At 70.4% G+C, this 24,175-nt stretch carries 20 protein-coding genes and 1 riboswitch; of the genes, 9 read left to right on the top strand and 11 right to left on the bottom strand.

Annotated elements, in window-relative coordinates; translation table 11 throughout:
- The first annotated feature begins 181 nt into the window (after positions 1 to 181).
- Complete coding sequence (locus Actob_RS02535; RefSeq protein ID WP_284918358.1) at positions 182 to 4,945, top strand: ExeM/NucH family extracellular endonuclease; 4,764 nt, start codon at positions 182 to 184, stop codon at positions 4,943 to 4,945.
- A gap of 66 nt (positions 4,946 to 5,011) precedes the next feature.
- Here Actob_RS02535 and Actob_RS02540 read toward each other — a convergent pair whose 3' ends face one another.
- Positions 5,012 to 5,887, bottom strand: coding sequence for a LysR family transcriptional regulator (locus tag Actob_RS02540; protein WP_284918359.1), 876 nt, complete (start codon positions 5,885 to 5,887; stop codon positions 5,012 to 5,014).
- Positions 5,888 to 5,978: 91 nt separating this feature from the next.
- On the opposite strand from Actob_RS02540, the gene Actob_RS02545 reads away from it, so the two are divergent.
- Positions 5,979 to 6,317, top strand: a complete 339-nt coding sequence (locus tag Actob_RS02545; protein WP_284922215.1) for a YybH family protein — start codon at positions 5,979 to 5,981, stop codon at positions 6,315 to 6,317.
- Positions 6,318 to 6,319: 2 nt separating this feature from the next.
- Here the strand turns inward: Actob_RS02545 and Actob_RS02550 are convergent, their stop codons facing one another.
- A complete protein-coding gene (locus Actob_RS02550) occupies positions 6,320 to 6,964 on the bottom strand; it encodes a LysM peptidoglycan-binding domain-containing protein (protein ID WP_407653684.1) in 645 nt (214 codons plus the stop codon).
- A riboswitch (cyclic di-AMP (ydaO/yuaA leader) is annotated at positions 6,964 to 7,138 on the bottom strand. It overlaps the preceding gene by 1 nt.
- Positions 7,139 to 7,566: 428 nt before the next feature.
- On the opposite strand from Actob_RS02550, the gene Actob_RS02555 reads away from it, so the two are divergent.
- Entirely contained in the window at positions 7,567 to 8,805 is a 1,239-nt protein-coding gene (locus Actob_RS02555; RefSeq protein WP_284918360.1) for a saccharopine dehydrogenase family protein, read from the top strand.
- A gap of 387 nt (positions 8,806 to 9,192) precedes the next feature.
- Here Actob_RS02555 and Actob_RS02560 read toward each other — a convergent pair whose 3' ends face one another.
- Positions 9,193 to 10,041, bottom strand: coding sequence for a class I SAM-dependent methyltransferase (locus Actob_RS02560; RefSeq protein ID WP_284918361.1), 849 nt, complete (start codon positions 10,039 to 10,041; stop codon positions 9,193 to 9,195).
- A gap of 158 nt (positions 10,042 to 10,199) precedes the next feature.
- Here Actob_RS02560 and Actob_RS02565 point away from each other — a divergent pair, with 158 nt between their 5' ends.
- Genes Actob_RS02565 through Actob_RS02575 form a run of 3 tightly spaced genes read left to right on the top strand, consistent with a single transcriptional unit; the run spans position 10,200 to position 12,517 of the window.
- The gene (locus Actob_RS02565) at positions 10,200 to 10,808 is read left to right on the top strand and encodes a GNAT family N-acetyltransferase (protein ID WP_284918362.1); all 609 of its coding nucleotides are present in this window, start codon (positions 10,200 to 10,202) and stop codon (positions 10,806 to 10,808) included.
- Positions 10,809 to 10,829: 21 nt separating this feature from the next.
- Complete coding sequence (locus tag Actob_RS02570) at positions 10,830 to 11,927, top strand: DNA glycosylase AlkZ-like family protein (protein ID WP_284918363.1); 1,098 nt, start codon at positions 10,830 to 10,832, stop codon at positions 11,925 to 11,927.
- A complete protein-coding gene (locus Actob_RS02575; protein ID WP_284918364.1) occupies positions 11,924 to 12,517 on the top strand; it encodes a hypothetical protein in 594 nt (197 codons plus the stop codon). Before Actob_RS02570 ends, Actob_RS02575 begins: the two co-directional genes overlap by 4 nt.
- A 128-nt stretch (positions 12,518 to 12,645) precedes the next feature.
- On the opposite strand, the gene Actob_RS02580 is transcribed toward Actob_RS02575, so the two are convergent.
- The 4 genes from Actob_RS02580 to Actob_RS02595 form a co-directional block, all read right to left on the bottom strand.
- Positions 12,646 to 12,954 (bottom strand): hypothetical protein, encoded by a 309-nt coding sequence (locus Actob_RS02580; protein ID WP_284918365.1) that lies wholly within the window; start codon positions 12,952 to 12,954, stop codon positions 12,646 to 12,648.
- 50 nt (positions 12,955 to 13,004) lie between these two features.
- On the bottom strand, positions 13,005 to 13,709 hold the full coding sequence (locus Actob_RS02585; RefSeq protein ID WP_284918366.1) for a hypothetical protein: 705 nt from the start codon (positions 13,707 to 13,709) through the stop codon (positions 13,005 to 13,007).
- Positions 13,710 to 14,058: 349 nt separating this feature from the next.
- Positions 14,059 to 14,334: a DUF3040 domain-containing protein gene (locus tag Actob_RS02590; protein ID WP_284918368.1), complete on the bottom strand. Its 276-nt coding sequence runs from the start codon at positions 14,332 to 14,334 to the stop codon at positions 14,059 to 14,061.
- A 402-nt stretch (positions 14,335 to 14,736) separates the two neighbouring features.
- Positions 14,737 to 15,966: a dolichyl-phosphate beta-glucosyltransferase gene (locus Actob_RS02595; RefSeq protein WP_284918369.1), complete on the bottom strand. Its 1,230-nt coding sequence runs from the start codon at positions 15,964 to 15,966 to the stop codon at positions 14,737 to 14,739.
- Positions 15,967 to 16,091: 125 nt separating this feature from the next.
- On the opposite strand from Actob_RS02595, the gene Actob_RS02600 reads away from it, so the two are divergent.
- On the top strand, positions 16,092 to 17,333 hold the full coding sequence (locus Actob_RS02600; protein ID WP_284918370.1) for an FxsB family cyclophane-forming radical SAM/SPASM peptide maturase: 1,242 nt from the start codon (positions 16,092 to 16,094) through the stop codon (positions 17,331 to 17,333).
- Between the two features lie 39 nt (positions 17,334 to 17,372).
- Here the strand turns inward: Actob_RS02600 and Actob_RS02605 are convergent, their stop codons facing one another.
- The 4 genes from Actob_RS02605 to Actob_RS02620 form a co-directional block, all read right to left on the bottom strand.
- Positions 17,373 to 19,532, bottom strand: coding sequence for an ArnT family glycosyltransferase (locus tag Actob_RS02605; protein WP_284918371.1), 2,160 nt, complete (start codon positions 19,530 to 19,532; stop codon positions 17,373 to 17,375).
- Positions 19,533 to 19,663: 131 nt separating this feature from the next.
- Complete coding sequence (locus Actob_RS02610; protein WP_284918372.1) at positions 19,664 to 20,728, bottom strand: 3-deoxy-7-phosphoheptulonate synthase; 1,065 nt, start codon at positions 20,726 to 20,728, stop codon at positions 19,664 to 19,666.
- Between the two features lie 202 nt (positions 20,729 to 20,930).
- A complete protein-coding gene (locus Actob_RS02615) occupies positions 20,931 to 22,544 on the bottom strand; it encodes a sensor histidine kinase (RefSeq protein WP_407653545.1) in 1,614 nt (537 codons plus the stop codon).
- Between the two features lies 1 nt (position 22,545).
- Positions 22,546 to 23,283, bottom strand: coding sequence for a response regulator transcription factor (locus Actob_RS02620; protein ID WP_284918374.1), 738 nt, complete (start codon positions 23,281 to 23,283; stop codon positions 22,546 to 22,548).
- Positions 23,284 to 23,485: 202 nt separating this feature from the next.
- On the opposite strand from Actob_RS02620, the gene Actob_RS02625 reads away from it, so the two are divergent.
- Together Actob_RS02625 and Actob_RS02630 are read left to right on the top strand one after the other, a co-directional pair.
- On the top strand, positions 23,486 to 23,857 hold the full coding sequence (locus tag Actob_RS02625; RefSeq protein ID WP_284918375.1) for a tetratricopeptide repeat protein: 372 nt from the start codon (positions 23,486 to 23,488) through the stop codon (positions 23,855 to 23,857).
- 9 nt (positions 23,858 to 23,866) lie between these two features.
- A complete protein-coding gene (locus Actob_RS02630) occupies positions 23,867 to 24,151 on the top strand; it encodes a Smr/MutS family protein (RefSeq protein WP_284918377.1) in 285 nt (94 codons plus the stop codon).
- Positions 24,152 to 24,175 lie beyond the last annotated feature (24 nt).

Here is a 24,175-nt window from a genome sequence, read left to right on the forward strand (position 1 = left end):
AGACGGACGCCCCAGAGAGCGCCTCTTGAATGGTCGTTTAGGGGTGATTCGAGGCCGTCCTTCGTGGGCCGACCCCCTTTCCGTTACCTAATCGAGAAAGGAACGTCATCGTACGTACCTACGCTCCGGCGCACTCACTTCCATCGGAGGACCTATTTCGATGCGTCCATATCAACGCAGCGTGAGCGCGGCCGCGAGCCCACAGGCTCTTCGAGCCCTTGGCGCCGCGGCTCTCGCGACCGCGCTGACTCTTGGCTTCTCCGGGCCGGCCTTCGCGGCCGAGGCGGACATCCCGTTCATCAGCGAGATCCACTACGACAACGTCGGCTCGGACAGCGGCGAGGCGATCGAGGTCCAGGCCCCGGTCGGATATGACCTGACCGGCTGGCAGGTCGTCCTGTACAACGGCACCGGTGGCGGCACTTACGGCACCGCGGCCACCCTGAGCGGCGCCGTTCCGGCGGCCGGCGTGGTCGTGCAGACCTACCCCACCGACGGCCTCCAGAACGGCGCCCCGGACGGGGTGGCCCTGGTCAAGCCGGACGGCACGGTCGCCGAGTTCGTCAGCTACGAGGGCAGCTTCGCCGCCACCAGCGGCCCGGCCGCCGGCCAGACCAGCACCGACATCGGCGTGGCCGAGACCAGCAGCACCCCGGTCGGGTCGTCGCTGCAGAAGGTCAACGGCACCTGGCAGGCCCCGGCCACCAGCTCGTTCGGCACGCTGAACGGCGGTGGGACCACCGAGCCGGAGCCGCAGCCGACCGGCTGCACCACCCCGGTCACCAACACCATCGCCGAGGTGCAGGGCCCGGGCGCCGCGTCGCCGCTGGCCGGCAGCAAGGTGACCGTCGAGGGCGTGGTCACCGCGGTGCACACCACCGGCGGGTTCAACGGCTTCTACCTGCAGACCGAGGGCACCGGCGGAACCCACTCGGGCACCGCGTCGGACGCGGTCCTGGTCTACGGCAGCACCGCGAACCTGCCCGCCGTGAGCATCGGTGACAAGGCGCGGGTGACCGGCACGGTCACCGAGTTCAACGGGCTCACCGAGCTGACCCTGGGCGCCAAGAGCGACACCCAGGTCTGCGCCACCGGTGTGACCGTGCCGGCCGCCGTCCCGCTGAGCCTGCCGGCCGGCGACGCCGTGCGCGAGGCCGTCGAGGGCATGCTGGTCGCCCCGACCGGCAAGTACACGGTGTCGGACACCTACCCGGTGAACAACTACGGCGAGCTGGTCCTGACCGCCGGCGACTCGGTGGCGAAGGTGCCGACCGACGTGGCCAAGCCGGGCAGCGACGAGGCCAAGAAGCTGAAGGCCGCGAACCGCGACGGCCGGATCCTGCTGGACGACGGCAAGACCACCAACCTGTCGACGGCGAACCTCGCGCCGCCGTACATCAGCAAGGACGCGCCGGTCCGGACCGGCGACACGGTCGCCTCGTTCGGGCCGCTGGTGCTCGACTACGCCTACGGCGACTGGCTGCTGGAGCCGACCACCCCGGTCGACGCCACCACCCCGGCCGCGAACCGGACCACCTTTACCGCGAGCAACCCGCGTACCGCCGCCCCGGCGGCCGTGGGCGGCGACATCAAGGTGGCCAGCTTCAACGTGCTGAACTACTTCGTGCACTTCGGTGGCGACGCGCGTGGTGCCACCGACGCCGCGGCGCTGGCGAAGCAGCAGGCGAAGATCGTCTCGGCGATCTCCTCGCTGGACGCCGACGTGGTAGCCCTCATGGAGATCGAGAACTCGGTCCGGTTCGAGCCGAACGACCCCCAGCTGGCGCTGAAGACCCTGGTCGGCGCGCTGAACGAGCGGGACGGTGCGGGCACCTGGGACTACGTCCGCACCCCGGCCGAGCTGCCCGGCCCGGCCGAGCAGGACCTGATCACCACGGCCATCATCTTCAAGCCGGCCAAGGTCACGCCGAAGGGCGCGTCCCGGTCGCTGAGCGACGAGACCGTGTGGTCGAACGCCCGCGAGCCGATCGCGCAGACGTTCACCGCGGGCAGCATCGACTTCACCGTGGTGGCCAACCACCTCAAGTCGAAGAGCGCCTCGGTGACGCCGACCGGTGACAATGTGGACGCCGGTGACGGGCAGGGCCCGTACAACGGCGACCGCAAGCGCCAGGCCGCGTCGCTGGTCGAGTTCGTCAAGGGCGTCGAGAAGGACAGCGGCACCGACAAGGTGATCCTGCTGGGTGACTTCAACTCGTACACCCAGGAGGACCCGATGCAGGTCCTCTACGGCGCCGGCTACACCGACGTGCACACCACCAAGGCGCCCGGCAAGTCGTCGTACGTCTTCGGTGGCGAGTCCGGTTCCCTGGACCACGCGCTGACCACGCCGTCGCTGACCGAGCGGGTCACCGGCGTCGACATCTGGAACATCAACTCGGTCGAGTCGTACGCCTACCAGTACACCGGGTACGCGCCGTTCTACAGCGCCACCCCGTACCGGGCCAGCGACCACGACCCGGTGGTGATCGGCCTGGACACCGGCGCGCCCAAGCCGGTCGACCTGCAGCTGCTGAACATCAACGACTTCCACGGCCGGCTCGAGGCGCCGACCGCCGGCACCGGTGGCGCTGCCCAGCTCGTCGGCCTGGTCGACAAGCTGCGCGCGGAGAACCCGAACACCATCTGGAGCTCGGCCGGTGACAACATCGGCGCCTCCACCTTCATCTCGGCGATCGACAGCGACAACCCGACGATCGACGCGCTGAACGCCGGTGGCCTGGCCGTCTCGGCGGCCGGCAACCACGAGTTCGACAAGGGCATCGCCGACCTGACCGGCCGGGTGCGGGACCGGGCCAAGTTCCCGTACCTGGGCGCCAACGTCTACCTCGACGGCAAGCGGGCGCTGCCGGCGTACTCGGTGCAGACCGTGAACGCCGTCAAGGTCGGATACATCGGTGTGGTCACCGAGCAGACCTCCACGCTGGTCAGCCCGGACGGCATCAAGAACGTCGAGTTCCACGACCCGGTGGCCGAGGCGAACGCCGTCGCGGCGCAGCTCTCCGACGGTGACGCGGCCAACGGGGAGGCGGACGTCCTCGTCCTGCTGGCCCACGAGGGCGCGGCGACCGAGAACATCACCACCGCCGACGCGCTCCAGAAGGACTCGGTCTTCGGGGACTTCACCAGGGTCAGCGCGGACATCGACGTGATCTTCAGCGGGCACACGCACCAGCCGTACGCCTTCGAGATCCCCGTCCCGGGCACCGGCAAGACCCGTCCGGTGCTCCAGGCCGAGGACTACGGCCTGCGCCTGGGCCGCGCGGTCGTCACCTACGACCCGGCGACCAAGTCGGTCACCGGCTCGACCGCCGAGCTGCTCGACGTCAAGGGCTACCCGGAGAACAGCACCGTCGCGGGCATCGTGGCCGCGGCCAAGACGACAGCTGCCGAGCTGGGCAAGCAGAAGCTCGGCTCGATCACGGCGGACATCAAGCGGGCGTACTCGGCGACCGGGTCCGAGGACCGCGGCGCCGAGTCGGTGATGGGCAACTTCATCGCCGACGTGCAGCTCGACCAGACCAGCGACGCCGGTCGCGGCGGCGCGCAGATCGCCTTCATGAACCCGGGCGGCCTGCGCAACGACCTGCTCTACGGCACCGACGGGACGGTCACCTACTCGCAGGCATTCGCGGTACAGCCGTTCGCCAACGACGTGGTCACCCAGACCCTCACCGGTGCCCAGATCAAGCAGGTGCTCGAGGAGCAGTGGCAGCCGGCCGGGGCGTCCCGCCCGGTGCTGCACCTGGGCTCGTCCAAGGGCCTCACCTACTCCTACGACGTGAACCAGCCGCGCGGGTCGCGGATCATCGCGTCGTCGCTGAAGCTGAACGGGGTCACCCTGGACCCGAACGGCACGTACCGGGTGACGTCGAACTCCTTCCTGGCCGCCGGTGGCGACAACTTCACCACCCTGGGCAAGGGCACCAACCGGATCACCACCGGTGACAACGACCTGACCATGCTGGTCAACTACTTCGCCAAGCACTCCCCGATCACCGCGGACGCCAAGCCGCGCAGCACCGCGGGTGTCTTCGACACCACGGCGCCGACCGGGACGTACGCGGTGAACGCGGCAGCGATCTGGCCGGGCCAGACGGTGACTCTCACGCAGTCGGCGCTCTCCGACGACGTGACCGCGGCCGGGACGATCAAGCAGGTGGTGAGCTGGGGCGACGGCAGCGCGGCGGAGACGCTCGAGGCCGGTGCCACCAAGGCGGCTCACGCGTACGCCGCGGCCGGCAGCTACACGATCACGGTGGCGCTGACCGACGAGGCCGGCAACACCGCGACCGTCTCCGGCGGCACCGTGGTGGTGGCCGCCCAGACCGGCAAGTACACACTGGACAAGTGCCTGGCGTGGTCCGGCGAGACGGTCACCGTGCAGCCCAGCGGGGTCACCGGTGCCGACAGCTTCCGGGTCAACTGGGGTGACGGCACGGTCGGCGGCCTGACCCACGCGTACGCCAAGGGTGGCAGCTTCACCGTCACCGTGACCCCGGTCAACGCGGCCGGCGCCGGTCAGACCGTCAAGGTCGGCTCGGTGCTGGTGGTCAAGGACATCATCGCCCCGGTGGCCGGTCTGACCCTGCCCCGGGACGCCGACCGGGCAGCCTCCTGGCAGCAGGTCAACGGCACTGTCGTCGACCTCGGCTCGGGTGTCGACACCGTCTCGGTGAAGCTGATCGAGCAGCGGTCCGGCAAGTGGTACTACTACGCGGCCGGTACCTGGACCGTCGCCTCCTCGGAGAAGGACGCGTCGGCTCGCGCCACGGCGGTGAACGCGCTGCTCGACCCGTTCTTCGGGTGGCACGCTGCGGTCTCCGGTGTCGACAAGGGCACGCTGAAGGTCTCCTGGTGGGCGACCGACAAGGCGGGCAACCAGTCGTTCGTCGCGACCCACACACAGCGGATCACGAAGTAGTCCCGCTGTCGTAGTTCCGCCGGCAGCCCCCGTCGCGTCGCGGCGGGGGCTGCCGTCATGTCGCGGTCAGCGGAAGGCCGCGTCGCAGTGACGCAGGAAGGCGGACAGCGCCGGACTTGCCCGGTCCTGCCAGACCAGCGCGAGCAGCGCCGCGATGCCGACCCCGTCGACCGGGATGCTGACCAGGTCCGGATGCGCGGCGGCAATCGACTCGCTGAGCACGGCGACCCCCAGGCCGCGGCGGGCCAGGCCGGCCACGGTGTCCGGCGAGGTGGCGACGAGCGCGACCGCCGGTCGCAGCCCGGTCACCCCGGCGAAGGCCCGATCCAGAACGTCCCGGATGCCGGTCCCTTCCGGCAGGCAGATTATTTCGTACGCGGTGAGCCCGGTGACAGTGACACTGCCCCGAGCAGCGAGTTCACTGCCTGGCGCGGTCAGCGCCACCAGACGCTCGCTCGCGATGATCCGGGAGGCGAGATGGTCGGGTGGCTCGCCGGCCAGCCCGGCCAGGGCGACGTCGAGGCTGCCGGCGCGCACCCCGGCGACCAGGTGATCCGAGTTCGCCTCGGCCAGCTCCAGCTCGATGCCGGGATGCTCACGGTGGAACCCGGCGAGCGCGTCGAACAGCGGCGCCACCTCGCAGCCGATCACCATCCCGATGGTCAGCCGGCCCCGGACCAGCCCCTTGACGTCGTCGATCGCGTCCCGCAGGTCCAGTGTCGAATCGAGTGCCGCCCGGGCGTGCCGCAGCGCCGCCGAGCCGGCCTCGGTCAGCCGGGCAACCCGGCCGCTGCGGTCGAAGAGCTCCGCGCCGAGCTCCTGCTCCAGCGCCTTGATCTGGGCACTCACCCCGGACTGGGTGATGTGCACCCGGGTCGCGGCCCGGGTGAAGCTGCCGGTCTCGGCGACCGCGACGAAGTACTCCAGCTGCCGCAGATCCATGAGTCCTGATTGTAGTAGGTATGAAAACCATTCGTTGGACTTGTGGAGCCACGCGCGGCAAGGTGGAGTCATGAGCGAACGAGAGAAGGCAATGCACCCGGAGGACTTGACCCGTTTGTTCGTCGAGCGCGCCAATGCCAAAGACGCCGAGGGCCTCGCGCTGCTGTATGAGGAGGACGCCGTGATGGCCTATCCGCCAGGCAGCGAGACCGTCGGCCGCGCCGCGATCCAGAAGCTGTGGGCGGAGCTCCTGCCGAAAATGCCGGCTTTCGAGCCCGAGACCCCGCTGCCCACGCTGATCAGCGGCGACCTGGCCCTCACCTCGACCCCGCCGAAAGACGGAGCCGGGGCGCGGGCACAGGTCGTCCGCCGTCAGCCCGACGGCTCCTGGTTGCGCGTGCTGGACCACCCGGAGCTGGGTCGGTCCTGACCTCAGATCGCCAGAGGCTGGCCCACCCGAAGCCGGTTCGGGCTGCTCAGGCGACTCGCATTGGCGCGGTAAAGGGCCTTCCATCCGCCCTTGACGCGGTAACGCGCGGCGATGCCGGACAGGGTGTCGCCGCGCCTCACCACGTAGGTGCGGGTCGCCTTCAGCGGCGTCGTGTAGGACGCCAGGCGGTAGGGGCCCACCGACGTGCTCTTACGCGCCTTGGTGAGGCCGCGACGTCCGCATGTGGGCCAGGCACCGATGCCCTGGTTGCGCAGCACCCGCTCGGCGACCAGGATCTGCTCGCTCTTGGAGGCCAGATTGGCGGTGGAGCCGTATTTGCTGCCGCCGTGCGCCCGCCAGGTGCCCCGGCTGAACTGCAAACCGCCGTAATAGCCATTCCCGGTGTTGATTCTCCAGTTTCCACCGGATTCGCACTTGGCCACGGCGTCCCAGTTCACGTTCGGGGCGGCGCTGGCCGGGGACGCCTCGACGGCGAGCAGGCCGATGGCGCCGGCCAGGCCGGCCATGGCGATGCCGAGAGTGCGCTTGAGAGTGGTGCGCTTGCTCTGTGCGGGCCGATTCAGGGCGCGCGGGGACTGGGCTCGCCGGGACAGGGCACGACGAACCCGCTTGTTCAGGTGAAGCATGAAGTTTTCCTCCACGCCTGCGAGGTGAGCTGTCGGGTTCGGGCCGAGGAGCCCGGCCGCTTGAAGTGCGGCTTCACCCCGAGGTGCGCTCCGGAGAGCGCGCCGAGGAACTGTGGGTCCCCCGCTCCATGCCTGTGGGTTGTTGACCGTGACCAGCAGGCAGGACTCGGCGTTCCGGCCACGGTGTCCGCGAATTGCGGACTGTCGACGGTAGCCACCGCTTCATGGAACTGACCAAGACCGGAAGCGGGGCCGGTGACTTTGTTCTCACAAATTAGCCGCTTTGATCTTCCTTTGTGTGACTAACTCCCCGAGTTCTTGAGTCGCGCCGGGACTTGCCACCACCGTGGTCCACCATGCGGGGGAAAAGCCCGACGGGGCGGGATTGTCAGCGTCCGCAGTGGGTAAAGAGAGCCTGCTTTTTGGAGTTTCACCCGCATGCCGTTCCGGCGTGATCGGCGGCCCGGGCGCGCTCCTCCCGCACACCGTGCGCCTCTGCCCTGGGCGCGATCGGGGCGACAGACGCATTTTGGCTGCATGGCGCGATCTTTGTTACCCACGGGTTGCCTACGAGCCAGGCATAGGGTGCACAATCTCCGACCATGAGCGATCTCCCCCGAGACTTCGACGTCGTCGTCTACGGCGCCACCGGCTTTGTCGGGGCACTGGTGGCGAAACACCTCGCCGGGCACGCGCCGGCCGGCACCCGCATCGCCCTGGCGGGGCGCTCCGCCGCGAAACTGGCGGACGTCAAGTCCCGGCTGAACGTCGACTGGCCGGTCCTGATCGCCGACGCCGCGGACGCCGAAGCGCTGGCCACGGTCGCCGCCCGCACACGCGTGGTCATCACGACGGTCGGGCCGTACGCCAAGTACGGGCGTCCGCTCGCGCACGCCTGCGCCGCCGCCGGCACCGACTACGTCGATCTGACCGGAGAAGTGCTGTTCGCCCGGGACAGCATCGACGAGAACCACGAGCTCGCTCGCAGCACCGGTGCGCGGATCGTCCACTCCTGCGGCTTCGACTCCATTCCGTCCGATCTCGGCGTGCACGTGCTGCACCAGCGGGTCGAACAGGACGGCGCGGGCGAACTCACCGAGACCACGCTGGTGGTGACCAGCATGAGCGGCGGGTTCAGCGGCGGGACGATCGACTCGATGCGCAACCAGGTCGACGTACTGAAAAAGGAGCCGTCGCTGCGCAAGGTGGCCGGCAGTCCCTACTCGCTGAGCCCGGACCGGCACGCCGAGCCGAAGCTGGGCCGGCAGAGCGACATGGACACGATCCCCGCCTCCGAGGTGCACCCGAAACTGCGGGGCCGGCTCGCCCCGTTCGTGATGGCCTCCTACAACACCCGGGTGGTGCGGCGGACCAACGCGCTGCGCGGCTGGGCGTACGGTCGCGGTTTCAGATATCGCGAGGCGATGAGCGTCGGCGCCTCGCCGCTCTCCCCGCTCCTGGCCATCGGCACCAAGCTCGGCCTGGGCGCCCTGGTCGCCGGCCTCGCGGTGCCGCCCACCCGCTACCTGCTGGACCGCGTCCTGCCCAAGCCCGGCGAGGGCCCGAGCGAGAAGGTCCAGCAGAACGGGCACTTCACCATGGACATCTTCACCACGACGACCACCGGCGCCCGGTACACGGCCCGGGTCCGCGCCAAGGGCGACCCCGGTTACGCCGCGACAGCGGTCATGCTCGGCGAGTCCGCGCTGGCCCTGGTCCTGGACCGGGACGCCCTCCCGCCGTCGGAGGGCGGCGTCCTCACCCCGGCGACGGCCATCGGCGACGCCCTGGTGAACCGGCTCCGGGCGGCTGGCTTCGAGATCACCGCTCGCAAGGTGTAGCTGCTGACGGCGGATCGCCGCGGTTGTCCACAGTTGAGCTTTGTCCACAGCCCGCCCGTCCGCCCGGCCGCACTTCCGCCACACTGATTGCGGGGGCTACCCCCTTGGGGGAGGGCGGGCTGACGGGTTCGGCGGGGTAGGCGGGCGAAGATCGAGAAACTGGACATTCCGGTCGTCACGCGTCGCTGAACGATGGGCCGCCGACCTGAAAATGACCGTCGCAGTGAGCCTCTCCGCCTTCAACGGCTGGCGTCTCGGCCCCACCGACCGGGTCCCGGCCACCGACCGGGTCCCGGCCACCGATCGGGGCGTCAGCGTCTTCTCCGGGTCCTTCAGCGAGCCATCGGGACCGTTGCCGGGATTCGTCCGGTGGCCGGCGCACGCGGGTCAGCGGCGACGGGCGATCAGTTCGAAGACGTGCCAGTGTTTGGGGCCGCTGAAGGCGGGGCCCACCTCGTCCTCCTCGTGCCAGTGTTCGGTGGTGAGGCCGGTGGCCAGGGCGGCGGCTTCGGCGGCGGTCAGGAAGGTCATGTTCGGCGAGCCGGCCCAGGCGTCGTGCACGCCGAACAGGTCGACGGCGATCAGGCCAGCCGGGCGCAGGGCCGCGCGGATCAGGGTCCACAAGCGATCGAACGAGTGGCGGGGCTGGTAGGGCAGCGCGTAGCCGGCGTAGATCAGGTCGGCGGGCGGCAGCTCGGTGATCTGCTCGAAGGCGAGCAGGTGGGCGGTCAAGGCCGGGTGGGTTCGGTCGGTGGCGGAGAGCATGGTGGGTTCGCTGTCGTAGGCGTGCACCCGCCAGCCCGCCTCCAGCAGGGCGCGGGTCTCGCGGCCGGCGCCGCAGCCCAGGTCGACGGCGGTGCGGTCGCGTCCGGGCCCGGCCAGGTCCAGTGCTCGGCGGAGGGTTTCCCGGATGTCGCGGTCGCCGTGGCCGGCGTTGTAGCGCGCCCAGTGCCCTTGGGCGTGTGCCGGGTGGGTCGCCGTGGTGCCGATGCCGTCGGGGCCGGATGGCGGGCCGAGGCGGGCGGCGTCGGTCGGGGTGTCGGGTCCAGCGACGCTGCACTCGGCGGGGGTGGCCGGGCTGTTGGGTTCGGCGGGAGTGGCCGGGGCGTTCGGCTGGGCGGGAGTGGCCGGGCTGTTGGGTTCGGCGGGAGTGGCCGGGGCGATCGGCTGGGCGGGAGCGGTCGAGGCGTTCGGCTGGCCGGGGGTGGCTGAGGGCGTACCGGAAAGGGGTGACATGGGGGTAATCGTGCAGTGCCTGGTGGCTCGGGAGAAAGCGCCCAGAGGGCGCTCCGGAGCGCGATCCATGATCCGACGGATGGGCGGTCGAGAATTGGTGAGCGTGACCTGTCGATCGCCACTAGCCGCATACGGTCCTGATGGGCAGGATCTGAAGAGTGACCGCCAGCCCGCTGCCGCACCCGCTGAGGTTGGCGGGTCATGGTGTCGTGCTGCGCGAGTGGCGCCCGGATGATCTGCGCGATCTCGTCACGCTCCTGGACGAGCCGGACATCGCGCGGTGGACGCCGATGCCGTCGCCGTTCGATGTGGAGGCCGGGCTGGCCTATCTGAAACGGGCGCGGCAGGGTCGCCTGACCGGGCGGCGGATACAGCTCGCGATCACCGCTGACGGTGGTGCGCCGCTTGGCGAGGTGCTGCTGTTCGGGGTCAATGCCACGCTGCGCGAAGCCGAGCTGGGATACCTGGTGGGCGCGCCCTATCGGCGGCGCGGGCTGGCGGCGGCCGCGTTGTCGCTGCTCACCGACTACGCCTGCGGCACGCTCCGGCTGAGCCGGTTGCTGTTGCGCATCGACCCGGGAAACACGGCGAGCACCGCGGTGGCCCGGCGGTGCGGGTATCGGCTGACCGGCGAGCCGCCGATCCCGCAGGCGGGGCCCTACGGCCCGACCAGCCTGGACACCTGGGAGTACGTGCCGGGCCTGCCCGGCGCCCGCCGGGAACGCCTGAGAAATGTCGCAGCCCGGCGGTACGGTCGTCGCACCTGACCAACGGTGGAGGTGGGGCCCGTGATCGAGGTGGACCGCAGGCAAGTGCTGGCCTTCCGGGTCGCCGCGCTGGGACTGGCCGAGCGTGTCGATGCCCGCCCGGCCGACCTGCCCGTGCTCGACCTGGGCGTGCAGGAGTACACGCCGGGCTCCACGCACGTCGCCCTGGCGGCTCGCACCAGCGCCCAGTCGGAGGACGAGCGGCTGGTCACCGTCTGGGCGGCCCGTGGCGCCCCACACCTGCACCGGCGCGCCGACCTCGAGTCGCTCACCGCCCGGTTGTGGCCGGTCAGCGACGCGGACGCGGCAGCGCGGATCAAGAGCGGGCAGATCTCGGACGGGATGCGACTGGGCATCGCCGCGCTGCGGGTCACCGCCGAGGCGTTCCGTGCTGTGGTGCGTGAGCCGATGCCGCGCGGCGAGGTGAGCACCGAGGTGAGCAAGCGGGTGCCCCGGGAGCTGACCTATGACTGCAAGGCCTGCGGAGCGCGGCACATCGCCGGCAACGTCTGGCAGCAGTCCGGGCTGCCGGGCGCCGTCCAGGTGCTCTCCCGGGGGCGGGACGCGATGCTGGGGCCGCTCGACGCACCGCGGCCGGCGCTGCCGGAGGCCAATCAGGGCATCGACGAGCTGATCACCACCTATCTGCGGTTCCTCGGTCCGGCGGGGCCGGCCGAGGTGGCGAAATATCTGCTCAGTCCAACGGCCGAGATCCGGGCGAGGTGGCCGGCCGGCCTGGTGGAGGTGCGCGTCGACGGGCGGAAAGCCTGGTTGCCGGCCGACCGGGTGTCGGCGCTGGAGTCGGCGGCCACCCCGCGTGGGGTGCGGCTGCTGCCGGCGATGGACCCGCTGCTGCAGGGCCGCGATCGCGACCTGCTGGTCCCGGACCGGGAGCGGCAGAAAGAGGTGTGGCGGGTGCTGGGCAACCCGGGCGTGGTGCTGCTCGACGGGGAGATCGCCGGGGTGTGGCGGCCGCGGATGGCCGGGAAGAAACGGGTGGACCTGACGGTGACCGGGTTCGGGGCGTTCAGCGCGGCGCAGCGGGAGCTGATCGAGACGGAGGCCACGGTGGTCGCGCGGGCCCGGGGCGTCCCGGCGGCCACTACGGTGTTCGAGTGAGCACGATCGGTTTCCTGCACACCGCGGATGTGCACGTGGCGACGTTCCACGAGCTGGTCGCCGAGCTGGCGCCGGGGTGGTCGGATCGGCATCTGGTCGACGCGAGCCTGCTGGCCGACGCGCGGGCCGGGGTGCCGGTGGAGGAGCGGGTGCGGGCGCGGCTGGCCGAGCTGGCCGGCGCTGACGTGATCGTCTGCACCTGTTCGACGATCGGGCCGGAAGCGGAGCGAGCCGGGGCGCTGCGCGCCGACCGGCCGATGGCCCGGGCCGCGGTCGAGGCGGCGGGTGGCGGGCGGATCGCTGTGGCGTTCTCGGTGGCGTCCACTCAGGAGCCGACGGCAGCGCTGCTGCGGGACACGGACCCGCGGGCCGATCTGCTGCTCGTGCCGTGCCTGGAGGCGTGGGAGTTTTTCGAGGCGGGCCAGCTGGAGCGGTATCACGGGGCGGTGGCCGCCCGGTTGCGGGAGGTGACGGCCGACGTGATCGTGCTCGCTCAGCCGAGTCTGGCACCGGTCGCCGCGCTGGTGCCGGGCCGCGTGGTGCTGTCCAGCCCGCGCGCCGCTGTGCTGGCCGCCACGGGCGTGACCTGACCGGCCGCGTGGGCGTGACCTGGCGCGGTGACAGCATCGCTCACAGGCCGACAGCCCTCCCGGTGCCGGGTTCTCCCGGAGCGGCCCAGGGGCTTACTCCGGGAGAACGCGACAGTGTCCGCCGAGTGTCAGGGATTCGTTTCGGAAACCGAGTTCTCGATCACGACGGTGTCCGCCGACACCAGGAAGAACGCCATCAGAATCGCAGCGACCGACAGGGCTCCCGCCATGACGGCGAGAAAGATCAACAAACCCCGCGATTTCTTCGCGGTGACTGCCGACACGGTGCTGACCGCGAGCGCTATCAGCGACACCGGAATGGCGACAAGGAAGTTGACCGCCAGCATCGCACCCGCGAGCAAGACCAGAAAGCTGCTGACAATCTCGCGGACAGGTGCTTTCCGGACGCTTTCCTGCACTGGAGTGGTAGTGACCACGCAGGTCTCCTAGGTTGTCGAAGTTGCAGGTGGCCGCTCGCTGTCGTCAATCAATCGTACAGGCTGCAAACTTTGTCCGGCACGCCCTGCGAACCGTCGTTCATCCCGAACGTGCGGACGCACGCGTCGACGTTCTGCACGTCCCAGCCGGCCAGGCCGAGAATGAACTTGTGCTTGGCGAATCCGCGGGCCCAGACGGTGTTCACGACCCTGGCGCCCTTGTTCTTCACGCCGTCATAGCGCCAGCCAGGCGTGCTGGTCTCACCGTCCGCCTCGACGATGCTGGCCTTGGTGATCTTCTTGCCGTCGGCACACCACTTCAGGACCACCCAGTAGGTGAACAGCGTGTTGCCGCCCTTTGCCTTGTTGCCGAGCCGAGCCTTGGTGGTCCAGCAACCCTTCTTCGCCTTCGCGGCCAGAGCGGAGACGCCGGCAAGGCTTCTGGTCACGTCATCGGCGGGGGCCGCGTCCGAAGCCGGCTGCGGAACCGCCTGGTCGACGGCCGGCTCGGTGACCGAGGTGCCGAAGCTCTCCGCCGGAAGCATGAAGCGATCGAACTCACGCTTCTCTTCGGGGCGAAGGAGTTGGTAGGCGAGTTTCGCGTTTTCCGCGCCGATCACCTTCGCGACGGCATTGCTCTCGATGACGGTTCCGTCATTGAGAGTAATTGTCGTCGTGGCATTGCCTTCCTCGGCGCTGGATGCGTGGACCGCCGACGGTCCGCCGGCGATGATGGCAGCGGAAACCGCCAGCATGCCAGCCAGTCGTCCTGTTGTTGATAGCCGCACTTAAGTTCCCCCGGTTTGACCAATACGCGCCTGCACGGCCCTTTCGACACCTCGGCCGTTCGGCCCGGGTGGATAGACATCAGCAGGCGCGAATGACCTTACACAATCAACGAATGAATGGTTGGGCCAGGGGCGGCCGCGCAGTTCTTCGACGCCCGTTTTGATGCTGTTTGCCGACTCGGATACGGCAAAGGGGTCTGATGCCCGGCTGACCGTTTTGGCGGGAGATTTCTCCGGGGCATTGTTCCACCGTTCGCGGCACCGATCGGATCGCATTCGCGGTCGGACGCCCGCCCGTCGAACCGATGCCGGTCGGTCAGCGGGAGCGGAATTTGCGGAGGCGGTAACCGGCGGCGATCGCGGTGACGACGCCCCAGACGGCGACGATCAGGGCGGCGATCCACCAGCCGAGCGCACCGAGGACGATCGCGGCGACGGCGATCACGGCGGCGACGATGAAGAGCGCCAGCGGCGGCCGGGGGGTCGGGATGCTGAAGTTGCCGCCACCCATCCGGGCGCAGAAGTCGGGGTCGTCGCGCCGGAGCTGGCGCTCCAGCTGTGCCAGCCGTCGGCTGTCCTCTTTGCTGAGCATGGTTGCTACCTTCCGGTCCGCCGCGCCGGTGAAGCAAGGATCGAGAGTCGGCTATCCCGATCAAAGCCCATTGTTACCTCTGAGTTGCCTCGGTGATACGTCTGCGTGTGCCGAATTTTCCGGCCGATCTGCCCGTGCGCGCGGGCGCCGCGCCCACTGGGTGAGATGCCCGGAAAGTTGTTTGTAACCGGTACAACGGCTTTGCCGCCTTTCGATGACGGCGCGAACACCCGGACTGCCGTCCTACATTTCGGACTGTTCCGGTCAGATGGCGATAGAAACGGCATCGGTGTGGGCAGACGGGAACGCGGCGCCCATGCATGTGGGCGCCGCGTCGGGCGTACATCGAAGGCGGAGCTCGGACCATTCAGGAGTTAGCCGCTTTTCGGGAGATACCGGCTCTCAGGCGCGATTGCGGCCGCCGCGGAAGACCCAGATCCGGAGCATCAGGAAACGGACCGCGGTGGCGACCAGGTTGGCCAGTACCAGCACGACGAGTTCGACGGCACGGGACGGTTCGGTGGCCGCCGCGTGGAGCAGGGCCAGGGAGCCGCTGGTCAGTCCCAGCCCGATGCCGAAGACGACAAGACCCTGCGCCTGGTGGCGGAGCGCGCCGCCGTTGCCGCGTACCCCGAACGTGAGCCGCCGGTTGGCGGCGGTGTTCGCCACCGCGGTGGCCAGCAGCGCGACCAGGTTGGCGGACTGGGCGCCGAGGCCGGCCCGGAGCAGGGCGTAGAGCACCAGGTAGGCGAGCGTGCTGGCGACACCGACCCCGGCGAACCGGATCAACTGGCCGGTCAGCCCGGCCGGTACCCCGTCGACCGGGAGCGGATCGCGCCCGAGCTGCTCGCGGAGGGCGGCCAGGGGTAACCGGCCGGTGCTCAGCGCGCGGGTGATCCGGACGATGCCCTTCAGATCGGCGATCGCGGTGGCCGCGATGTCGACCCGGCTGTCCGGGTCGTCCACCCAGTCCACCGGGACCTCGTGGATGCGCAGCCCGGCCCGCTCGGCCAGGACCAGCATCTCGGTGTCGAAGAACCAGCCGGTGTCCTCCACCATCGGCAGCAGGCGGCGAGCCACGTCGGCCCGGATCGCCTTGAAGCCACACTGCGCGTCGGAGAAACGGGCGGCCATCGTCGTACGCAAGATGAGGTTGTAGCCGCGGGAGATGAACTCGCGCTTCGCGCCCCGGACCACCCGCGAACCGCGCGCCAGCCGCGATCCGATCGCCAGGTCGGAGTGGCCGGAGATCAGCGGCGCCACCAGCGGCAGCAGCGCGTCGAGATCGGTGGAGAGGTCGACGTCCATGTAGGCCAGCACGGCGGCGTCGGAGTGCGTCCAGACGTGGTTCAGCGCGCGGCCGCGGCCCTTCTGCGTCAGGTGCACCGCCTCGACCTCGGGGTAGGCGGCGGTGAGCTGCCGCGCCACCGCGGCGGTGCCGTCGACGCTCGCGTTGTCCGCGATGGTGATCCGGAATGGGTACGGGAACGAGGCGGCGAGATACGCGTGCAGGCGCTGGACGCAGGGCCCGAGGTCGACCTCTTCGTTGTAGACCGGCACGACGACGTCGAGGACCGGGGCGGTGACCCGGGCCGGCCCGGCATCCTGCGAAGACAGCGTCGAAAGGCTCATGGAAGCAACTTCCGCCGCCGGCCTTTGCGCCCTGTGTGGCGAAACTGTGCGGCGCCTGTGAGTTGAGGCGCTGCGGCGGCCGGCGGATGCGGCGGCGCCGCGCCGGGAAGCGGGAGAATGACGGGATGACGCTCCCGCTGATCCCGGTCCGCACCGACCCGCCGGGCGTCGCGGCCGAGCCGGCGTGGCCGCACCGATCGCTCGACGTCCGCGCGCTGCGGGCCGGCGGCTGGCGGCCCCGGCCCTTCCGGGACTTCGTCATCAAGGCGCATCAGCGCTGCAACCTGGCCTGCGACTACTGCTACATGTACACGATGGCGGACCAGTCGTGGCGGAGCCGGCCGGCCACCATGCCGCCCGAGGTGGCGCAGGCCGCGGCGGAGCGGATCGGCGCACACGTGCGCGCGCACGACCTGGATCGGGTCCGGTTCATCCTGCACGGCGGGGAACCGCTGATGGCCGGCCGGGACGGGCTGCGCTCCATCGTCGGCACGCTGCGCGCCGCGCTGCCCGAAACCTGCGTCGGCGACGTCGGGTTGCAGACCAACGGGGTGCTGCTGGACGAGCCGATGCTCGACGAGTTGCAGTCGCTGGGCGTCACGATCGGGGTGAGCCTGGACGGGCCGGCGGTCGCCAATGACCAGCACCGCCGGACGGCCGGCGGGCGGGGCAGCTTCGCCGCCGTCGACCGGGCGCTGACGTTGCTCAACCGGCCGGAACGCCGCGGCGCGTACGCCGGTCTACTGTGCACGGTCGATCCGCGCACCGACCCGGTGGCCTGTTACGAGACGCTGCTCGGGTACGCGCCACCCGCCATCGACCTACTCTTCCCGCACGCCAACTGGGCGGAGCCGCCGTGGCGCCCGGCACCCGGCGCCACCCCGTACGCGGACTGGCTCGTCGCGATCTTCGACAGGTGGTACGACGCGGTCCGGCAGGAGACCCGGATCCGCCTCTTCGAATCGATCATCAACCTGCTGCTCGGCGGGGGCAGTCGCAGCGAACAGGTGGGGCTCAGCCCGGTGGCCGTCGCGGTGATCGAGACGGACGGGGCGGTGGAGCAGGAGGACTCGCTCAAGTCGGCCTACGAGGGCGCCTGTGCCACCGGCGCCAACGTGCTCACCGACGACCTGGACACGGTGCTCCGGCACCCCGGCGTCGCGGCTCGGCAGATCGGCCGGGACGCGCTCGCCGACGTCTGCCGGAGCTGCCCGCTGCACCGGGTCTGCGGCGCCGGCCACTACGCACACCGCTACCGGCCGGCCGACGGCTTCCGGAACCCGTCGGTCTACTGCGCCGACCTGTCCCGCCTGATCACCCACGTACATGACCGGGTCAGCGCCGACCTGGCCCGGTCGAACGGCTGACGGGCGGCCCCTTCGCGGTGCCGCCCGTCTCGCTCGGGATCAGCTGGTCAGGTCGTAGACGGTGGCGTTGCCGACGGTCCGTGCGGTGAAGGTGTCGGCCACCCAGGAGGCGATCTGGCTGCTGTCGTTGCTGCCGGAACCGCCGCCGCCGAATCCGCCGCCACCGATGAAGTAGTGGATCTTCCCGGCGGCGACGTACTCCTTGAACTGGGCCAGGGTGGGGGACGGGTCGGTGCCGTTGAAGCCGCCGATGGCCATCACCGGCTGCTCGGTGGCCAGCTGGTAGCCGGAGGCGTTCTGGGAGCCGACGGCCGCGGCCACCCAGGTGTACTCGGCGGCGTCCTGCTCCAGCAGGGCCTTCATCTCGGCGCTGACCGAGGCGGCGTTGAGTAGGCCGCCCATGCCGCCGGCCGGACCGCGGCCGCCGTCCTGGCCCGGGCCGCCTCCGGCTCCCGGGAGACCGCCCGGGAGACCGCCCTGGGGCTGGCCTTGGTTCTGGCCGCCGCCGGGGAAGCCGCCGGTGCCCGCACCGCCGTTGCCCGCACCGCCGTTGCCCGCGCCGCCGGGGAAGCCGCCGCGGTTGCCGCCGCCACCCGGGAAACCGCCTCGGCCACCGCCTGGGCCGCCGAAGCCGCCGGCGACCGCCGGGCCCGCCGACGGGATCGACCCGGTGTGCGGCTGGGAGGCGGTCTGCACCGCGTACGCCGCCGGCCCGGCCAGCGCCGTGACCAGCGCGACCACCCCGCCCACCAGGGCGATCCGGCGGGACAGCCGGAACGCGGCGACCACCGCGACCGCCGCCGCGATGCCGGCCACCAGGAGCGGCGTGCGCAGCCACGGCAGGAAGTCCGAGCTGCGGCCCAGCAACCGGTACGACCACCAGGCGGTCACCGCGATCGTGGCGCCCAGGGTCAGTGCGGCGACCAGGTTGGCCCGGTGTTTCCAGAGCAGGGTCACGCCCATGCCGACCACCGCGCCGACCGCCGGGGCCAGCGCCACCGTGTAGTACGCGTGGAAGATGCCCTGCATGAAGCTGAAGATCAGCCCGGTGATCAGCAGCCAGGAGCCCCACAGCAGCAGGCCGGCCCGCTGGAGGTCGGTACGCGACCGGCGGGCGGTGATCACCAGCCCGGCCACCAGCACGATCAGTGCGGCCGGCAGCAGCCAGGAGATCTGACCACCCTGCGCGCTCTCGAAGAGCCTGGTCACACTGGGCGAGCCCCACATGCCGCCGGCGTTGCCGCCGCGCCCGCCGCCGCCGACACTGCCGGTCTCGTCACCGTTGAGCCGGCCCAGGCCGTTGTAGCCGAGGGTGAGTTCGAGCAGGCTGTTGTTCTGCGAGCCACCGATGTACGGCCGGGCCGAGGCCGGCACCAGCTCGACGATCGCGATGTACCAGCCGGCCGAGACGACCAGGGCGCCCAGCGCGAGCAGCAGCTGCCAGATCCGCTTGCCGAGCTTGGGTGGGCCGGCGAACAGGTAGGCCAGGCCGTACGCCGGGACCACCAGCAGCGCCTGGAGCATCTTGGTGAGGAAACCGAAGCCGACGAGGACCCCGGCCAGCACGATCCACCTGGTCGAGCCGTTCTCCACGGCACGCAGGGTGGCGTAGGCGCCGGCCACCATGAGCAGCACCAGCAGGGCGTCCGGGTTGTTGAACCGGAACATCAGCACGGCCACCGGGGTCAGCGCCGAGACCGTGCCGGCGAGCAGGCCGGCCACCGGGCCGAAACCGCGCCGGACTGTCGCGTAGAGCAGGCCGGTGCTGGCCACGCCGAGGAGCGCCTGCGGGACCAGGATGCTCCACGAGCTGAGGCCGAAGACGCGTACCGACAGCGCCATGATCCATAGCGAGGCCGGCGTCTTGTCCACGGTGATCGAGTTGGCCGCGTCGGACGAGCCGTAGAAGAAGGCCTTCCAGCTCGCCGAGCCGGCCTGGACCGCCGCCGAGTAGAACGCGTTGGCCCAGCCGGACGCGCCGAGTCCCCAGAGGTAGAGGACGGCGGTGCCGATCAACAGCGCGACGAGGGCCGGGCGGACCCACGGGGCGTCGGCGCGGCCGAGAAGAAGACGGGCGGCGCCGGACCGGTCTCGCGGCGGTGACGGCGGCGTCCCATCGGCGGGCGTCTCGCCCACGATGGCCTCGCCGTCGATCACGGCCACCGGAGCGGAGGGTTCAACGGGTGACGTCGAGGTCATCGAGGTACTCCCAGAGCTGGTGGATCGGTACCCGAGGAACTATTTACACCAGCGCTGTCGCGTCCTTGTGCCGTCGCTGTGCGCTCCCTGTGAGTCCCGCCGGGCGCCGGCGGGACTCACCGCGAGATCCTTCAGATAGCCCGGCGCTTGGCCGACGCCACGGCCAGCCGCTCCAGCGTGGTGACCGTGCTGTCCCAGCCCATGCACGCGTCGGTGACCGACTGGCCGTACGTCATGTTCTCGCCCAGCTCCTGGCGCCCCGGCTCCAGGAAGCTCTCCAGCATCACGCCGCTGATCGCCCGCTGGCCGGCCTCCATCTGCCGGGCGATGTCCTCGGCCACCAGCGGCTGCCGGTTGTGGTCCTTGTTGCTGTTGCCGTGCGAGCAGTCGATCACCAGGCGCTCCGGCAGGCCGGCCTTGCGCAACAGCTGCAGCGAGGCCTCGACGTCCGCGGCGCTGTAGTTCGGCTTGCCGCCACCGCCGCGCAGCACCAGGTGACAGTCCGGGTTGCCGGTGGTGTGCAGGATCGCCGGGGTGCCGGAGTAGTCGATGCCGGGGAAGACGTGCTGCGCCGCGGCCGCGTGGATGGCGTCCACGGCGGTGGCGACGCTGCCGTCCGGGCGGTTCTTCATGCCGATCGGCATCGACAGGCCGGACGAGAGCTGGCGGTGCACCTGCGACTCGACGGTCCGGGCGCCGATCGCGCCCCAGGCCACGGTGTCCGCGATGTACTGCGGGGTGATCGGGTCGAGGAACTCGACGGCCACCGGCAGACCCCGGCTGACCACCTCGAGCAGCAGCTTGCGGGCGATCCGCAGGCCGGTGCCGACGTCACCGGAGCCGTCCAGGGCCGGATCCATGATCAGGCCCTTCCAGCCGACAGTGGAGCGCGGCTTCTCGAAGTACACCCGCATCACGATCAGCAGGTCCTCGCTGAGGCGCTCGGCCTCCAGCTTGAGGCGGTCGGCGTACTCGCCGGCGGCGGCCGGATCGTGCACCGAGCACGGCCCGACCACCACCAGCAGGCGCTGATCTCGGCCGTTCAGCACGTCCTCGACCTGCTTGCGGCCGGCCAGCACGGTGTCGTGCAACTCGGGGGTCAGCGGCAGCTCGTGGTGCAGGAGCGCCGGGCTCATCAGCGGGACGATCTTCTCGATGCGCTGGTCGCGGACGCGCTGCACCTCGGGGGCGGTCATGGTGATCTCTCTCCTTCAACCGGCCCTGGGCGAGAGCCGGTTTGCTCGGGGCAAACAAAAAGGCAGCGACGTCGTCGCTGCCTCAGCCGGCTCTGGCGGGATGTCTCAGGTCATGCGGTCATGGCCGAGGCACCGGCGCGAGCCGGCCTCGTAAACCAATAGAACGCGTACGTCTGGGACATGCCCGCCAGCATAGACCGGATCAGCCGGCCCGCGGCAGAAACGGCGTGTGATGTTCAGCAGTTGGGACGGCCGGCGCCGTGGCGACCGGCAGCATCACGGTGAAGACGGTCTGCCCGGGCCGGCTCTGCACGCCGACCTTGCCGCCGTGCGAGGTCACCACGGCGTGCACGATCGACAGGCCGAGGCCGGTGCTGCCGGCCGCCCGGGACCGGGAGCTGTCGCCGCGGGCGAACCGCTCGAAGATGTGCGGGACCAGCTCGGCCTGGATGCCCGGCCCGTTGTCGATCACCTGGAGCACCGCGGCGTCCGGGACGGTGCCGACCTTGACCGTGACGGTGGAGCCCTCCGGTGTGTGCGTGCGGGCGTTGGCCAGCAGGTTCGCCAGCACCTGGTGCAGCCGGGCGCCGTCGCCGATCACGGTGACCGGCTCGTCCGGCAGATCCAGCTGCCAGTAGTGACGCGGGCCGGCCGCGTGCGCGTCACTGGTCGCGTCGACGGCCAGCATGGTCAGATCGACCGGATCCTGGGCGAGCGGGCGGCCGGCGTCCAGCCGGGCCAGCAACAGCAGGTCCTCGACCAGGGCGGTCATCCGCTTGGCCTCGGACTCGACCCGGCCCAGCACGTGCGCGAGCTCGTCCGGGATCGGCTGCCGGCTGCGGCGGCTCAGCTCGGCGTAGCCACGGATGGCGGCCAGCGGCGTCCGCAGCTCGTGGCTCGCGTCCGCGACGAATTGGCGGACCTGCATCTCGCTGGCGTGCCGCGCCTCCAGGGCGTTGCCGACGTGGTCGAGCATCCGGTTGAGGGCGGCGCCGACCTGGCCGACCTCGGTGCGCGGGTCGGTGTCGACCTCGGGGACTCGCTGCGCGAGTCGCACCTCGCCGCGGTCCAGGCGCAGTTCGGCGACCCGGCTCGCGGTGGCCGCGACCCGATCCAGGGGCTTGAGGGTACGGCGGACGATGAGCGCCCCACCCCACCCGGCGATGAGCAGCGACCCGAGAACGATGCATCCGGTGAAGATGGCCACCTTGACGAGCGTGTGATTCTCGTCGGCGACGGACAGCGCGGTGATGACTCGCACGGTGCCGCTGTCGGTGTCGACGCTCCACGACGCGGTGCGGAAGTCGCCGAGACCGTCGACATCCACCCCCACCTTGTCGCCGTTGGTCGGGACCGCGGCCGCGAGCGTGCTCACTTGGCTCTCGGTGAGGTCGTTGTACTTGTTGTTGAACCGGTGGTTGGAAGACGCTTCGGCCTCGTTGAACACGACGTGGCCACCGCCGACCACCGCGCCGGACGAGTCGAGATAAAGCAGGATCGACCCGGTCGGAATGTTGGGCGGCGGTTCATACAGGGGCAGGTCGTTGAACCCGAGCACCATGCCACCGACACTCTGCGGTGGACCGCCGGGTCGGTTGATGAACTCCCGGATCGCGAACTTGCGCGCCTCGGACAGCTTGGTGTCGACCTGCTTGTAGAGCGACTGGCGCAGATAGAGCTCGGCGGTGCCGCCGACGACCAGGCCCAGGACCGCGAGCAGCGCGATCATGATGGCGACCAGGCGGGTACGCAGCGGCCAGCCCGCCGGGCTACGCCAGCGGGCTGGGCGGGAAGGGGTGGTGCCGGCAGCGGCCACGTCAGTCCGCCGGCTTGAGGACGTAACCCGCGCCGCGCATCGTGTGGATCATCGGCGCGCGACCGGCGTCGATCTTCTTCCGCAGGTACGAGATGTACAGCTCCACGACGTTGGCCTGCCCGCCGAAGTCGTAGTTCCACACCCGGTCCAGGATCTGCGGCTTGCTGAGCACCCGGCGCGGGTTGCGCATCAGATAGCGCAGCAGCTCGAACTCGGTCGCGGTCAGCGTGATCAGGTCACCGCCGCGGCGCACCTCGTGCGAGTCCTCGTCCAGGCTGAGGTCGCCGACGACCAACTGCGACTCGGTACGCATCGGGGCGTGCCCCATCCGGCGCATCAGCCCGCGCAGCCGGGCCACCACCTCTTCCAGGCTGAACGGCTTTGTCACGTAGTCGTCGCCGCCCGCGGTGAGCCCGGTGATCCGGTCCTCCACCGAGTCCTTGGCGGTCAGGAACAACACCGGCACCTCGGGCGACTCACCGCGCAGCCGGCGCAGCACCTCCAGCCCGTCGATGTCCGGCAGCATCATGTCCAGGATGACGGCGTCCGGGCGGAAGTCCCGCGCGGTGCGCACCGCGGAGAGCCCGTCGCCGGCGCTCCTGACCTCCCAGCCCTCGTAGCGCAGCGCCATCGACAGGAGCTCGGCCAGCGTCGGCTCGTCGTCCACCACGAGCACCCGGACCGGGGTCCCGTCGGCCCGCCGGAGTTCGGTGCTGGAGTCTGGGTTCGCCATCGTCATGCCCCCACTGTGCTGGGCGACGCTCTGCGCCGGCTTTCCGTTTCCTGTGTACCAACTGTGAGACGCGTACCGTGCCGTCTTTGTCTTCGGCACGACGGCGCCGCCGGTTGAGCACGAGGGTGAGTTCAGCCGGCGGAACACTCGCCGTCGGCTCGATGTTGTGCAAGCGTTGGTCATCGAGGCGCTAGCGTGGGGAGTGCACGTGGATCTTCTCGAGGAGTACCGCAGGGCCAATTTCTTCTTCGAGTCCGGCGACCCGCTCGGCGCGTCCCGGCTGCTCGAACCGATAGTCGAGGCGGAGCCGCACAACACCGCGGTCCGTCAGCTGCTTGCCCGGGCCTACTTCAACTCGGCCCAGCTCAACGGCGCGGAAACGCAGCTCAGGGCACTGATCGAGCATGATCCGTCGGATCACTACGCGCACCACGTGCTCGGCCGGACCCTGGAACGGGCCGGCCGTTTCCGTGAGGCGCTGCCGCACCTGCGCCTGGCCGCCGCGATGAAGCAGCAGCCCGACTACCAGGACGCCTTACGCCGCGTCGAGACCTGGCTCGGCAAGAACGAATCGGCATAAGGTCGCGGCATGAAGCTGAAGCTCGACCTGCACGACATCTTCAACAAGGGCCAAGAGATCGACAAGGCCCTGCGGGGGATCATCGACGAGGCCGTCCAGAAGAAGGCGGCGCTCGTCGAGATCATCCCGGGGAAAGGCAGCGGCGCGCTGAAGAAGAAGGTGATCCGCTTCCTCGACCAGAAGGAGATCAAGCAGCTGTACCACCGGGTCGAGAAGGACGGCGACAACTGGGGCCGGCTGTTCGTGCACTTCCGCCACGAGGCCCCGGCCGGCCGTCGTGGCCGGGGCAGATAGCGCCTCCAGGACTCGCGGGCGACC

The organism is Actinoplanes oblitus (assembly GCF_030252345.1).
Taxonomy (GTDB): domain Bacteria; phylum Actinomycetota; class Actinomycetes; order Mycobacteriales; family Micromonosporaceae; genus Actinoplanes; species Actinoplanes oblitus.